The sequence below is a fragment of the Halolamina sp. C58 genome (assembly GCF_051195095.1).
Lineage (GTDB): Archaea > Halobacteriota > Halobacteria > Halobacteriales > Haloferacaceae > Halolamina.
Genome location: NZ_JBNTJY010000001.1, coordinates 570,804 through 584,201, shown reverse-complemented (window position 1 = coordinate 584,201; position 13,398 = coordinate 570,804). Strand labels below are relative to the sequence as shown.

Below are 13,398 nucleotides of genomic sequence, written 5' to 3'. Positions count from 1 at the left end.
GACGAATTTCGAACCGAGGAGGCACACCGAACACGTCACCGCATCGGCGCCTTCAGGTCGAGGACGGGTGATCCGTCGAACATGTCGACGCCGACGATGTCGACGCGTCGGCGGTCGTCGCTGACCGCCCGGACCGTACAGCGAGTAACACAGATGGGGTTCGGGCGGGCTGGCGACCGCGTCGTGAACACGCCACGGCCACGAGCCTCGAGCACGTCCCTGTCGGCACGGTCGGCGACCCAGAGGACGTCGAGTTCGTCGCCCGGTTCGAGACCCTCGACGCCCGGGACGTACGCTTCAGCGAGGACGACCGTCCCACGGACCTCCTCGATACATCCCTGGCGCGGCGCTTCGGCCGAATCCTCGAACGGCGTCTCGACAACGCCGATCGGGCAGAACTCGAAGGAGGTCGGTTGTGTGGTCATATTCGCCCCGTCAGAACAACCCGTGGACGGAGCCGTCCTCGTCGACATCGATGTGTGCGGCGGCGGGGTCCGCGGGGAGTCCCGGCATCGTCAGTACGTCGCCGGTCAGCACCACCACGAACCCGGCGCCGGCCGAGGGGGAGAGCTCCGTGACGGTGAGCGTCCAGTCCTCCGGCACACCGACCTTTTCCGGATCGTCCGACAGAGAACTGGGGGTCTTAGAGATGCACACCGGTAGGCCGTCCAGGCCCAGTGACTCGATGCGCTCGATATCGGCACGGGCCGCCGACGTGAACTCGACGTCGTCAGCACCGTAGACCCGCGTTGCGACCGCCCGAATCTTCTCCGGGAGCGACGCGTCGAGGTCGTACACGCGCTGCAAGTCGGCATCGCCTGACTCAACCGCTTCCGTCACCAACCGGGCGACATCGGTGCCGCCCGCGCCGCCTTCGGCGTGAACGGTCGAGACAGCTGCCGGCACGTCCTGCTGCTCACAGTGGTCCAGCACCGTACGGACCTCCTCGTCCGTGTCGTCGGGGAAGCGGTTGACGGCGACGACGACCGGGAGACCCATCGACTGGAGCATCTCGACGTGGTGGTCGAGGTTTGCGAACCCGGCCCGGAGCGCGACCATCGGGTCCGATTCGTCCGCCTCGAGTCCGCCGTGTTTCTGGAGCGCGTCGACAGTCGCCACGATCACGGTCGCGTCGGGCTCGATACCCTCCCGGGAGACGATGTCGACGAACTTCTCTGCCCCGAGGTCGGCGCCGAACCCCGCTTCAGTGACGAGGTAGTCACCGAGCCGGAGACCGAGCTCGTCCGCCAGGATGGAGTTCGTCCCCGTCGCGATGTTGGCGAACGGCCCGCCGTGGACGAACGCGGGCGTCCCCTCGATGGTCTGGACGAGGTTCGGCCGGAGGGCGTCCTTCAACTGTACCGCGACCGAACCGGCGACGCCGAGGTCGGCGACGGTGACTGGCGCCCCCGCCGTGTCGTACGCGACGATGATCCGGCCCACGCGCTCGCGGAGGTCAGACACGTCGGTCGCGAGACAGAGCACCGCCATCAGCTCGGAGGCGGCGGTGATGCAGAACCCGTCCTCCCTGGGCGGCCCACTCGCGGTCCCGCCGAGTCCGACGACCGCCTCCCGGAGCGCACGGTCGTTCACGTCCAGCGCCCGCGGCCAGACGACGCGGTCGGGATCGATGTCGAGCTCGTTACCGTGGTGGCGGTGGGCGTCGATCATCGCCGAGACGAGGTTGTGCGCCGATGTCACGGCGTGGATGTCGCCCGTGAAGTGCAGGTTGATCTCCTCCATCGGGAGGACCTGACTGTACCCGCCACCCGCAGCGCCGCCCTTGATGCCGAACACCGGGCCGAGGGAGGGCTCCCGGATCGCGACGACGCTCGTTGCGCCGAGTCTGTCGAACGCCTGGCCGAGTCCAACGGTCGTGACCGTCTTTCCGGCACCGCGCCGCGTCGGCGTCATCGCCGTCACGAGCACGAGGTTCCCTTCTGCCGGTTGGTCCATCGTTCGACGGATCGCATCCCACGTCAGTTTCGCGATTTCGGTCCCCCGTAGCTCGAGGTCGATATCGGCAAGACCCATCTCTGCCCCGACCGATTCGATCGCTCTCCGGTCGGCGTTCCGGGCGATGTCGATGTCTGCAGGGATGCTCTTCTGGAGTTGCTCCATAGCTCTTTTCGATAATTCCGGGCCGGCAGTCCTATAACAGTGAGTCGATTCCCAGGACATGGCAACTCGGGTGGTCACTACGGAACCGCATTTCACCGAAAGCGGGATTCCAGTGGCCGCGGGTGGACAGCGCCTGGATCACTACGACCAGTCGTCGGAGGGCGTCACTCGTCGTGAGCGACCGTGATGACCGGTACTGGTGCCGTGCGAATGGTCTTCTCTGCGACGCTCCCAAGGAGGATTCGCTCGACGCCGCCGCGGCCAGTCGTCCCCATCACGACGGCGTCAACGTCGTGGTCGTCGATGGCAGTCCTGATGGCGCTCGCGGGTGTGCCGTGCTCGACGTTCGTATGGACTCCAGGGATGTCGAAGGGTTTTGCGGCCGCAGCAACGGCATCGACGGCGTCTTCGGCATATCCTTCGAGCTCTACCGCCGACAGTACGGACCGGACATCGGAGCCGAGCGAGGACTCGTCAACGATCGAGAGGACGTGGACAGTCGCCCCGAGCGTCGCGGCGAGTTCCAGGCCGTGTTCCGGGCCTTCGGCTTCGTCGACGTACTCGTCACCACTGTAGGCGTTCACGACGGCGTCGTCGACGACGTAGAGAACCTCGAGGACAGCGTCGTGTGCAGCAGCGAGTTTCAGCGCGTCTTCCTCACCACGACCACCGCGTGGCTCGATTCGAACAGTGCATGTCGGGCGGGCGGGAGGGTCACTTACGGCCACGTTCGACCTCCATTAGTGGTTCAGGAGCTGAGAAGAGTGTGTCGGTCCGATTGATCAATCGAGACCGACGACTTCGGGTCCAGGGATCTCACGGTCGGCGAGCCGATCGCCTCCGTAGATAACGACGAGTCCGATGGCGAGGACGACGAGTGGGACTGCGCCTGTTACTTCGGCGAGGAGGTTTAGCGCCGAATCCGGAACGCCACCGGGAGCCAGTGCCTCCAAGTCAGCGGGGTGGAAGACGCCCATGCCGTTGATGCCAGCGTGGAACACGGCGACAGCGAGGACGCTGCCAGTACTGTTGTACATCCACGTCCAGAGGACGGAGCCTGCGAGGATCGAAACGACCCAGAGCAGTTGCTGCGAAAGACCCCAGCCGCCGTGGGTCGTGGCCGCGTTGAGGAATAGTGGGAGGTGCCAGCCAGCCCAGGAGACGCCAACGATGACACTGGAGACCAGTGCACTGTACTTGTCCTGGAGGAGTGGGAGCATGAAGCCACGCCAGCCCAGGTCCTCCTGGCCGCCGCCCCAGACGGTGCCCCAAGCCAGTACGAAGAGGTAGATTCCCGGGAACGGGAGCGAGTCCAGATCGATGGGGCCACCGAGCGCCACGAACAGGGCAGCTCCCGACCCCAGTATCAGGAAGGGCAGTCCGAGCGCGATTGCCCACCACTTAGCACCGATACGCCAGACGAAGAACTGACCGATCCACTTGCGGAGGTCGCCGCCGCTCGCCCAGATGACGGCGGCGGCGCCGACGGGCGGCCCGAACGCGCCGAAGCCGATGAGGATCGACTGCGTCCACGACGCTTCGAGCTCCATAGCCGCAACGATACCCTGAATCACCCACGTGAACGAGTACGTAATCAGCAGGAACGCGACGAGTCGGTGGCGGTTTATCCATGACCGGACACCTGAGTGCTGTACTTCCTCAGGCATCGGTGTTCATCCCTCCGCCACGATATTGATAGGGTGTTCCCGCGAGAGTCGTCATACCTGACCTCCACCGTCGACTGGCAAAACAGTTGCCCTTCCTACATATTTCAATTCTGATACTCAAAATTTTTCGAGCGAACTCTGCCGGTGTGATTGGTGTCACGGTTGAACAACTCGAGAACCCGGCAAACGCTATCCCTTGGGACAGGATTGACGAGGTAATTACCCACTTCGTCCACAGTTTCATGAAGGGGCCTCTCCCTTGTGGCCCGTTTCATTCGAACCATCCCTTCTACTGCCTCTACAATCCACCCTCGCACCAGAGCTAGTACACAAACAGACTGACCAGAGACGACTCCACGCTGGGGGGTGCTATCCAGACACACAACAGTATTATATTTGATATGATCGTACTCTTTGTATGGTTTCCTCGAAGCAACTTCTCATTATCGGGGTCGCTCTCCTCGTCATTCTCGTGCCAGTCGCGGCAGTCGGCTTTCTCTTCTTCCCGCCGGATTTCGCGTACTCCCACACGTCCACTTACTCCTACACGACGTCTATCAGCACCAATACGACAATCGAGAACGCTACATTCCATCTCCCGTTTCCCGCTGGCACGGACGTAGACGCTGACGCCGCATCGGACCTGTGGATCTACGACGACAACGGCATGGAACTGACTACCTGGGATGCATCCATCGTCCAGACCGTCCCTGGTCCAATGCTTCGACTCCACGTCGATCGTCTCGTCGGCGAAGACCGGTACGTTCTCTGGACGTACGCACCGAACGGCTCGGTACTTGATCGCGAACAGATTGGCCCTGACGAGATTCCCGCGAACATGACCAACAAAGAGCTCTCTCCCGACCCGACTCGGTACTCGATCTCGTGGCAACACTCGGTTGACCACGACATCGAAACGCGGTATCCGATCGGGAACGCGTCGTTCCTCGCACCACTCGGAAACGTCTCTTCGTCCGATTGTGAGTACGCGTGGGACAATTCGGACGCATGCTGGGAGTTCACGACCGTCGCCGCAGCCACGTACGACACGCCGACCGACGCGATCGTTACCGTCGACGAAATCCGATTCGAGGCTTGGAACGAGTGGGGGTTCTGGCTCTCGAACAGCTTCAACACATTCGAAGCGACGACGCCCCCGGCAATCTACGCGGACGACCGCCAGGGATGGACGCAACTCGATGGCCATCTCCACGCCGGAATGGGGCGATACGACGGTCCAGCACGGCAACTCTCGCAGCCCTTCCGCGAACAACCGTGACCCCCATTTAACAGGGATGCAGTCCCACGACACAGCAAGAACGTCGGAATGGAGCTGAAAACACACATCAGAGAACAACGATGGATGACGGTAGCCGGCTACGGCCTCTTCGTCGCGCTGATGGTCGCCGGCTACTACTACAACATCACGTTCGTCCAACTCGGGCTCATCGACCTCGGCACACGCCTCGTCGGACTGTCCGAGACGGCCGTTTCGATGTGGATGGCGGCGCTCGCGCTCTGCACACTCGTCGTCGCCGTCGCGACCGGTGTGACGATGGACCGCCGTGGGTGGAGCACTGACCTTCGCACGAAGCTTCGGCTCCTGATCGGCGTTGTCTGCGTCCAGTTCGCGCTCACGCTCGTCGCCCCGATGATCCGGACCGTTCCCGCCTTCGGCGCGTGGATCCTCATCGCGTCGATCGGGCTCGGTGTCGGCTTCCCGGTCTCGTTCTCGCTCGCGATCGACCTCGTTCCCGCCCCGGACCGGGGCTACGTCGCCGCGGCGATCACGGCCATCGCGTACTTCCTGGCGAACGCGATTCCGCTCTCCTGGTCGGTCGACGTCTTCAGTAATCTGATGGTCGCCGCGATGGCGCCGGGCATCCTCGTACTGGCCGTCCTGTCGTTCGTCCGCGTCGATCAACTCGACGCGATACTCGACACCCTCCGGACACAACACAAGACGTACGGCATTGGGCGGTTCTGCCACGGAGAGCCGGTTCGGGCGCGAAGTCTGGCCTTCGTTGTCCCAGTCGTCCTGATGTTCGGCGTGTTCTTCATCGACAGCCTCGGGTTCCTTCGGATCATCGACACGCCGTCGCTGCTGCTGAGTTCGTGGCAGTCGCCCGAGCTCTCGACGCGCCTGTTCATCGCCGTCGCACACGTCGTCGGCGCGGTGATGGCCGGCGTCATCTACGCGAACTACTCGCTCTCGCGCATCTTCCTCTGGACGTTCGCACTGTTCGCCCTAACACACGTGATGTACACGTCTGACCTGCGGTTCGCCGCGGTGTTCCCCACAATCGCAGGCGACGGAACGTCCATCCTGAACCCAGCCCTGTACGCGATCGCCGTGAGCTTCTACACGACGCTGAACTTCGCGCTCTGGCCCGACCTCTCGACGCCGGAGACGATCGGCACGCACTCCGCGATCGGGATCGGCGTCGCCGGGTGGCTCGCCACGTTCTCAAGCACCGCGCTCGCGCTGTACTTTCAGGCAGTCGACCTCACACTCCTCTCGCACCTGAACGTGGTGCAGGCGCTCTCCCTGCTCCTCCTGTTCGGGCTCGCAGTCGGCCTGTACGCCAGACGGATGGTCGCACTCGCTCGCGGGAACGGAGGTGCGAGTGCATGAGTCCCACGGAGGCCATCCCACTCCTCATCGTCGTCCTCCTCATGATCTCCATCGGAGGTGGCGACGTCGGCGAGATGTCCGTGAGCTTCCAGGGCGACAATACCGTCGACTCACTCGCTGACGTCCACGTCGTCGCCGGCGGGACCACCACAGTCCCTGACAACGTGACTGTCGACGGTGACATCTACGTGATCGGCGGCACCGCAGTTGTTGACGGGACAATCGACGGCGGCGTGACGGTCCTCAGTGGGAATCTCTCGGTACGCGACGACGCGACCGTGACCGGGACTCTCCAGACGTATTCGGGGTCCACTGCGGTCAGTTCTGATGCATCGGTCGGGCGCATGTCACAATTCGAAGCGCCCACACCGTCGAGTTCGCCCGCACAGCGAGTCGGGGCATTCCTCCTGCAGTTCCTTGTTCTTGGCGCGTTCGGGTGGTGGCTCGTCGAGCGACATCCAATCCTTATCGAGAACGTCGGCGCGGCTATCACCGACCACACCCTCATCAGTGGTGTCGTCGGCAGTCTCGGTGCGACGACGCTCCTCGTCCTCTTCGTCTACATGGCGTTCACGCTCATCCTGCTCCCGGTGGCCATCATCGGTCTCTTTGCCGAGTTCCTGGTCATACTCTACGGTCAGGTCGTGTTCGGCTATCTCATCGGGACGTACCTGCCAGTCGAGCGCGATGGAATCGCAACCGTCGCGGGAATCGCCACGTTCCTGCTCGTCCTCGAACTCCTCGGAGTCGTCCCGTACCTCGGCGGTATCGTGCAGCTGACTGTCGCTGTCGTCGGATTCGGCGCCGTCCTGAACACGTACTTCGGCCTCCAGCGATTCGAGCCTATCACCATCCCGGGAGGGAAGTAGACATGTATTTGTCAGTGGCCCTCAACGGAAGTCCCTATGGCAGTGTCGAATGCGACCGGGTTAATCAATAGGATATCGAAGCAACTTGGCCGGTACGTCAATCACGACGATGTCCTCGTCCGGTTCGTCTCCCTGTGGATCGTCGTCGCGAGCCTATTTACGACGGCGTGGGTTCTCAGCTACGTTTTCTTCCCACAAGGCCTACTTCGAGGAGGGAACCCGGCTGCGTCCACTGAGTACGCAGGAAGCGTTTCGCGGGAGTTTCTGACGTTATTTGGATGGAACGTAGCCGTCTCGCTAATTGCCGTCGCAGCGAACACCCTCCGCTCGGTGAACACGCCGCTCGGCTACGTCATTCAGGTCGTACAGGCACCCCGCTACGGAATCGTCTGGGGGACCGGATCACTCGCCATCGGGACGGGAGAGCGCATCGTCCCTTCACTGACAGTAATCGTCGAACGAAGTGGTCCGATGGAGATTACGGCGTTCGTCGCGATCGTCGTCGCGACGCGAGGCGTGATGCTGTGGCACCAGCAATCCGGGCCCCGATGGAAAGAGGAGTTCGAACGAGTCCGTTCCCCGAGAGACTGGTCGCTAACGCGCCGCGAGTGGGGACTACTGGTCGGCGGATATCTGCTGCTAGCAATTGCGTGCTACCGCGAAGCAGTCGCGATCGCACAGGTTGCCGGGTGAAACGGAGAAATTCACGTGCTCACCGGAGACGACTGCGCCGTGTTTAGTAGAACAAATCGGTGTTCACACTCACACAGTAAAATGGGCCCAAAGAGTCTCAAGTCGGCACTAACCGTCGGCGAGTTGTATCCCGCGTGCAACGACGTACATCAACACAATACCGGTGCCGACTGCGAGTATGAACTGAGAGATGACAGTGAGGACGCCACCGAGCAGAGAGTTACCCGCGACCAACAGCGTGATCAAAAACAAGAGAAGCGCCGCTCCTTCGAACAAAACGATGAGACCGGCGAGGGGAAAAATCTCTGCTCGAACCTGGGCTAAATCCAATTCTCTCGATTCCGGGTCGATAAACGGCGGTGACGACATGAGGGTAAATGTTCAGTTACAGCGTATAATATCGGGGGGATTCCTGCTGCGCTAGCTCAGATCGGCCCGGCGGAACCGTAGATACCCGACGAGAGGCGGAACGACCGTCTAGGCGACCAAGACACCGAGGAACACTACCGGATCAAGGTAAGCGGGAGCCGGGCCACCGATACGCGCTTCCACGGACGTTCCGCCACCGAGCAGTACCTGTTGGTCGCGTCAAATCTACCAGCTTACTTGCCGATGAGTGAATACCCCAAACTGGAACCACGGGAGCACTGTGTCCGGTTGAGCCCGTCGTCGTGTAAGGACTCCGTTGACAAACTCACCGATTACTTCGAACAGTCGAGACAAGGGAGACGACCTGCGGTGCTCACCGTTACCGAACACTGATACTCGTGAGGGTTGCTGGTTTACAGTGATGAGCACAACTAACGACTCGAATCGCTCCAAGGCAATCGGTGCAGGAATCGGTATCGGGGCCGGGATTGGTTCCGGATGGGGGCGATGATGGCTCAACTCATGGATGGCAACATCGCGACGGGACTCACAATGGGTGCGGGTGCTGGAGTAGTAATCGCATTGCTCGCCGGAGCTGCCGTCTATCGGACCGCAACAGCCGGGTGAACAACTCGGAGCGTATCGTCAGAAGCGGGCACAGAGACGTCACGCTGGTCAGTACAGCGGAACACGGTGACGTTCTCTTCGAGCATTCCGAATTATTTTACGCGAGTCAAGAGAACCGGATTTGAATCATGTCAGAGCCAGACGAACAAGCAGGAACTGACTCCTTCTGGGACGACGTAGCGGCGGATGACGTGGAAATCGGAACGGTGGCGTTCGTGGCCGTTGCCGTCCTGGTTGGGTTCTCACTCGACATCGTCGGCTTCGAGTGGGCCGCCGTTGCGATGCTCGGTCTGATCGCGGCCGCCAGTGCGACCCAGTGAGCGATTCGTCGTTCCGGTGCCCATCACGGAGGCCTGGGTGGTGACAACCAGGTCTGCCAGTCAAAACACGAGCGGCCACGCGACCCGGAACGTCACCAGCATTCCGGCCGTCGCGAGCACGACCATCACCACGTCGAGCCGCCAGCCCGCGCGGAGCATGTGTTCGCGATTGATCGCGCCCGTGCCAAACGCGATAGCGTTCGGCGGCGTCGCGACAGGGAGCGCGAACCCGAAGCTCGCGGCGACCGCACCCGTAATCGCGAGGAAGACCGCCGCGCCCTCACCGGTGGTGCCGAGCCCGCCGGCGTACTGTGGGCCGATAGTGATGAGTACGGGCGCGAAGATGGCGACCACGGCGGTGTTCGACGCGAGTTCGCTCAGCAACACCGTCACCGCGACCACCACGAGCACGACGAGAAGGATGGATGCGCCGGCGAGGGTCCCGAAGGAAGCGTCGGCGAGCCATTGGGTGGCGTCCGTCGCGGCGAGGCCGTCCGCGAGCGCGAGCCCGCCGCCCAGGAGGACGAGCGTCCCCCAGTCTCTGTTGTAACCCTCTAATGCACCTGACCAGTTAGTCCGGAACGGTATAACGAAGACCGGGAGTTCATCCGGCGGGGTCGGCAGATTGCCGATACTGGAACGATCTGAGTCACCACTGCTTGCGGCACGCCGGAAGACGATTCGCTCGCTTCGCGAAGCCCCACCGTCGCCAGTTGTGCTGCGAGACCGGGCCCGGACAAGATGCGTTACTGACGTTGTTTCCGATCTGCTACCTTTCTGATGTGCCTCGGCGGGTAGTAATGGTACTTTTTCGTTTCCAAGCTTCTTCGCGGCTTCCTTCGCAACTGTTCCATCACTCAGGTCGAGTTCGTCACCCTCTGACGCCGATTGAAGGATACCGTGGACAGCCCCGAAATACTGTTCTGCGTACTTTGTGTCGTTCACACTTATTGCCCAATCACTCGCCGATACATCGGAAGCTTCCCAGTGTTCACAAAGGAGGTCGATGCTTCCGCGTCCTCCCTCGTTGTCACGTGGTCTGTCGAGAATCTCAGTGAGGCCGATATTGGCCGTCCACTCGCCGAATTCCTCGGGATCAGCGACGACGGCGTTACGCCACGCCTGACCTGTCTTAATGGCACCAGCCGCAGGGAGGGGTGGATTTGGGGATCGCTCACGAAGGGCCTCAAACGCGAGCAGCCGCTGTGGATCGACGAGCGTTTCTGACGGTTTCTCTGGCTCGCCGGTGTCAGTCGGAACTATCGGCTCATCTCGAAGTCGGTCAAATGTTTTCTGGATAGCATCGCCAATCGCGCTTGTCTTGTCGTCCAAATGCACTGGCGCGACTGGCGTCATCAGCCAGGGCATCCACTTGGCGAACGGCATCGTGGACCCTGTGTCCGGGCATTTACTTGTCGCGAGGTCAGTCGCTGCGTCTGCGATGAGTGCAGGGAGCTTCTCAAGAATTCGCTGGTTCTGATCATCCTCAGCAAGGGACTGACGGTCGAAATCGACTCGGAACGGAGCGTGGACAGCGAACGGAAACGGCGTCTCAACCTCTTCAATTGGGTAGAACAGGAAGAGTGGCTTGGACGTGGGATGCCATTCCGCATCCAGCTGCGGCCTTTCAATCAGCAGGTGAATATCGTCCTCGGTTTCCTCCTGCTCATCGCTATCGCTAAGGTTGCTGTACGTCCGAGTGTACTGCCGAAACTCCCGAGTGTACGTGATGGGATCGTCATCTCTAGACTCGGCCTTCGTGTACGTCACCGGTCGTTGGCTGACAGCTGGAGCATCCGGAAGCCTCGTCGTGTCCCCAGATTCGACCGTAATCTCGCGGTAGTCGTCCATCCGTAGGGTCCCACCTTCGTCACGAGTAACCCGAACGAGGTCCATCTGATCGATTTGACCAAGGAGGATCAGCGTTTCCGGCGAGATGCTAGTACACTCTTCCCAGAGCGCTTCCTGCCGCTGCTTTGCGAACTCATCTTGATCCGTAGTAGTTGACGAGCGGTTATTACGAAATGTCGAAAGCGCCTCAGTATCGATGCCGTCAAGCCCGCTGTCGACGCGGTCAAGGAGAGTTCGCCATTCGCTATCTACGTAATCCAGTTCAATGATCGTAGTGAACGTGTTCTCCTCTGCACCCAGCCACGACTGGAGATCGTCTCCAAGCCGGTTCGAGGATGTAATAGCTGAGTCAGCCCCCTCGATTAGGCTCGAGCGTAATGGTAAGTCGCTATTCGGCGCCCCGTCTGGGAACGGATAGCGGAACAGCGAAAGCCGAGGAAGATCACCTAAAATGGAAGCGGGACTCGGTGGCTCCTGTTCCCCTTCGAGTAGCTGCGCGCGTATCTGATCGACATCGAGGTACTCAGGGTATACATCAGCGTCTACCTCATCCACGAGCGACCTATACTCCTCAAGGAGTGAATTATTGCTACCATCTTGCAACTGCCCTGTGAATCTCGGCTCGTCGAGAAGATCGTCGTACATCGCGAGCACCATACGAGCAGCGCGCGCCCGTGAGAAGTGTGCCGAGAGATGGTGGTTATCCACCCGGGAGTAAATGCTGAACTGCTCACTCAACTGGAGGATCGACTTGAGACCGACGCCCTTCTCGCCAATCGAGCCACGATCCTGTGCTTTGGCCGAGCGTCCAAGTGATGTTACGGCACTAAAGACATCTTCGTCATCCAGTCGAAAGGGACTGCCCGTGTTGGCGACTATCAAAGATTCTGGACCGACGATTACCGAAACATGCCCGTCCCCATCGCCATCAATAATCGCGTCCCGTGCGTTCTGTACAAGCTCAAGAACGGTCCGGTCATCGTGTGCGACAGAGACAACCTGGTTTCCGTATCCCAGATCGGCTTCTTTACTCCATGCGGTTTTGTTGTTTAGTCCATCGAGAAGCTCAACGTGTTCATTCCGACAAAGATCAGTAAGGCGGCGGGAAACGGGGACTGATTCAGCCATGTTGAGGGTTGTCTAACCAGCATCTCGTCCCGTATTGATAAAATTTGACAAGCAATTCTGAGGCTAGTGTCTTGCATACCTCACGGATACTGCGTGTTGCAAGATTCCATAATAATGTCTCAAGGAAAAACTAATCAGTTAATCGTACAAATTGTTACCAGATGGATCCCAGGTGGCTGACGCCTCTTGCTATCACAATCATCGTTATTCTACTCGTACCCGGTGGAGCTAGGGCTGTGTTTTGGGTCGGTATCCACTACGTATTCCGAATAGTTGACCTTATCAAAACGGTATTCATGCTCACCGTCGTTCCACTGGTCTTGGCCCTTTCCCGTCCCGCTCCCTTTGTGAGCCGCAAACTTGGCGTTGACGACGATATTATTAATGACTGGATTCGCCAGCGCATCAGAGATGGTGTCTTAGGAATGCGAGAGCATGTTTTCGAGTGTCTGCGTCGTCGAAATCTACTCCCCGCTAATGTCAATCATGACGAAACGAGAGCCGAGACGATTCAATATACGACGACTGTCAGTGATCGCTATCGGACAGGAGAATTAATCATTGCTGTCGTCGGCGGGATTGTCTCACTGGCTGCGTCACCGCTTTCACTTCCATATCGAGCTCTCCCTATCCTGTCTTTCTACTTAGTGCTCCTTCCTATCTCGATGGCGTTACGGACGGCCACTGTAGACGTTCTCATGTACGACCGAGAGGCGGTTAATACGGTCAGTGCGCCGAAGCTCGCGTTCATGAGGCACTGGAATAAGGCTATCGCGGAAGATGACGGTACAATCGCTTACCATCTATTCGTCGGCCTTGCAAAGGGCGAGTCTGAGTACGGTTTTGAATTGGGGAAACAGGTTATTGAAGACGTTACAGTCAACGAGAAAGAGTTCGAAGACGCCGTCGAGAATGTGATAACCGAAGCTATGGGAGAAGACGCTAAAGTGCCGGACTGGCTAAAAAGCCGGTTACGAGAATACCGAACGGCAGTTTGAGGAAGACGAGTGATTCGAAACTGCACATCCTATCATAATTTGACAGGACATAACTCCACGAAACTTCGTTCAGGCATTTTTTGAATAGTTGTTGTCCACAGGTTGTTGAGTGATTAGGCC

At 60.0% G+C, this 13,398-nt stretch carries 12 protein-coding genes; 6 read left to right on the top strand and 6 right to left on the bottom strand.

Annotation, left to right across the window (positions count from 1 at the left end; genetic code table 11):
- Nucleotides 1-35 precede the first annotated feature (35 nt).
- From ACQUSM_RS03075 to ACQUSM_RS03060, 4 genes are all read right to left on the bottom strand, one after another.
- The gene (locus ACQUSM_RS03075; protein WP_435115618.1) at nt 36-425 is read right to left on the bottom strand and encodes an SAM-dependent methyltransferase; all 390 of its coding nucleotides are present in this window, start codon (nt 423-425) and stop codon (nt 36-38) included.
- Between the two features lie 10 nt (nt 426-435).
- Nucleotides 436-2,121, bottom strand: coding sequence for a formate--tetrahydrofolate ligase (locus ACQUSM_RS03070; RefSeq protein ID WP_435115616.1), 1,686 nt, complete (start codon nt 2,119-2,121; stop codon nt 436-438).
- 164 nt (nt 2,122-2,285) lie between these two features.
- A complete protein-coding gene (locus tag ACQUSM_RS03065; RefSeq protein WP_435115614.1) occupies nt 2,286-2,849 on the bottom strand; it encodes a universal stress protein in 564 nt (187 codons plus the stop codon).
- A gap of 54 nt (nt 2,850-2,903) precedes the next feature.
- A complete protein-coding gene (locus tag ACQUSM_RS03060; RefSeq protein ID WP_435115612.1) occupies nt 2,904-3,788 on the bottom strand; it encodes a CPBP family intramembrane glutamic endopeptidase in 885 nt (294 codons plus the stop codon).
- Nucleotides 3,789-4,206: 418 nt separating this feature from the next.
- On the opposite strand from ACQUSM_RS03060, the gene ACQUSM_RS03055 reads away from it, so the two are divergent.
- From ACQUSM_RS03055 to ACQUSM_RS03040, 4 genes are all read left to right on the top strand, one after another.
- Nucleotides 4,207-5,067 (top strand): hypothetical protein, encoded by an 861-nt coding sequence (locus ACQUSM_RS03055; RefSeq protein ID WP_435115610.1) that lies wholly within the window; start codon nt 4,207-4,209, stop codon nt 5,065-5,067.
- An 84-nt stretch (nt 5,068-5,151) separates the two neighbouring features.
- Entirely contained in the window at nt 5,152-6,423 is a 1,272-nt protein-coding gene (locus tag ACQUSM_RS03050; protein WP_435115608.1) for an MFS transporter, read from the top strand.
- Nucleotides 6,420-7,292 (top strand): polymer-forming cytoskeletal protein, encoded by an 873-nt coding sequence (locus ACQUSM_RS03045; RefSeq protein WP_435115606.1) that lies wholly within the window; start codon nt 6,420-6,422, stop codon nt 7,290-7,292. The genes ACQUSM_RS03050 and ACQUSM_RS03045 overlap by 4 nt, the downstream gene beginning before the upstream one ends.
- A 36-nt stretch (nt 7,293-7,328) precedes the next feature.
- Entirely contained in the window at nt 7,329-7,985 is a 657-nt protein-coding gene (locus ACQUSM_RS03040; RefSeq protein ID WP_435115604.1) for a hypothetical protein, read from the top strand.
- A 108-nt stretch (nt 7,986-8,093) separates the two neighbouring features.
- Here the strand turns inward: ACQUSM_RS03040 and ACQUSM_RS03035 are convergent, their stop codons facing one another.
- Nucleotides 8,094-8,354 (bottom strand): hypothetical protein, encoded by a 261-nt coding sequence (locus ACQUSM_RS03035; protein ID WP_435115602.1) that lies wholly within the window; start codon nt 8,352-8,354, stop codon nt 8,094-8,096.
- A 755-nt stretch (nt 8,355-9,109) separates the two neighbouring features.
- On the opposite strand from ACQUSM_RS03035, the gene ACQUSM_RS03030 reads away from it, so the two are divergent.
- Complete coding sequence (locus ACQUSM_RS03030) at nt 9,110-9,301, top strand: hypothetical protein (RefSeq protein ID WP_435115600.1); 192 nt, start codon at nt 9,110-9,112, stop codon at nt 9,299-9,301.
- A gap of 60 nt (nt 9,302-9,361) precedes the next feature.
- Here the strand turns inward: ACQUSM_RS03030 and ACQUSM_RS03025 are convergent, their stop codons facing one another.
- The gene (locus ACQUSM_RS03025) at nt 9,362-12,280 is read right to left on the bottom strand and encodes an SLC13 family permease (RefSeq protein WP_435115598.1); all 2,919 of its coding nucleotides are present in this window, start codon (nt 12,278-12,280) and stop codon (nt 9,362-9,364) included.
- Between the two features lie 161 nt (nt 12,281-12,441).
- Here ACQUSM_RS03025 and ACQUSM_RS03020 point away from each other — a divergent pair, with 161 nt between their 5' ends.
- On the top strand, nt 12,442-13,278 hold the full coding sequence (locus ACQUSM_RS03020) for a hypothetical protein (protein ID WP_435115596.1): 837 nt from the start codon (nt 12,442-12,444) through the stop codon (nt 13,276-13,278).
- Nucleotides 13,279-13,398 lie beyond the last annotated feature (120 nt).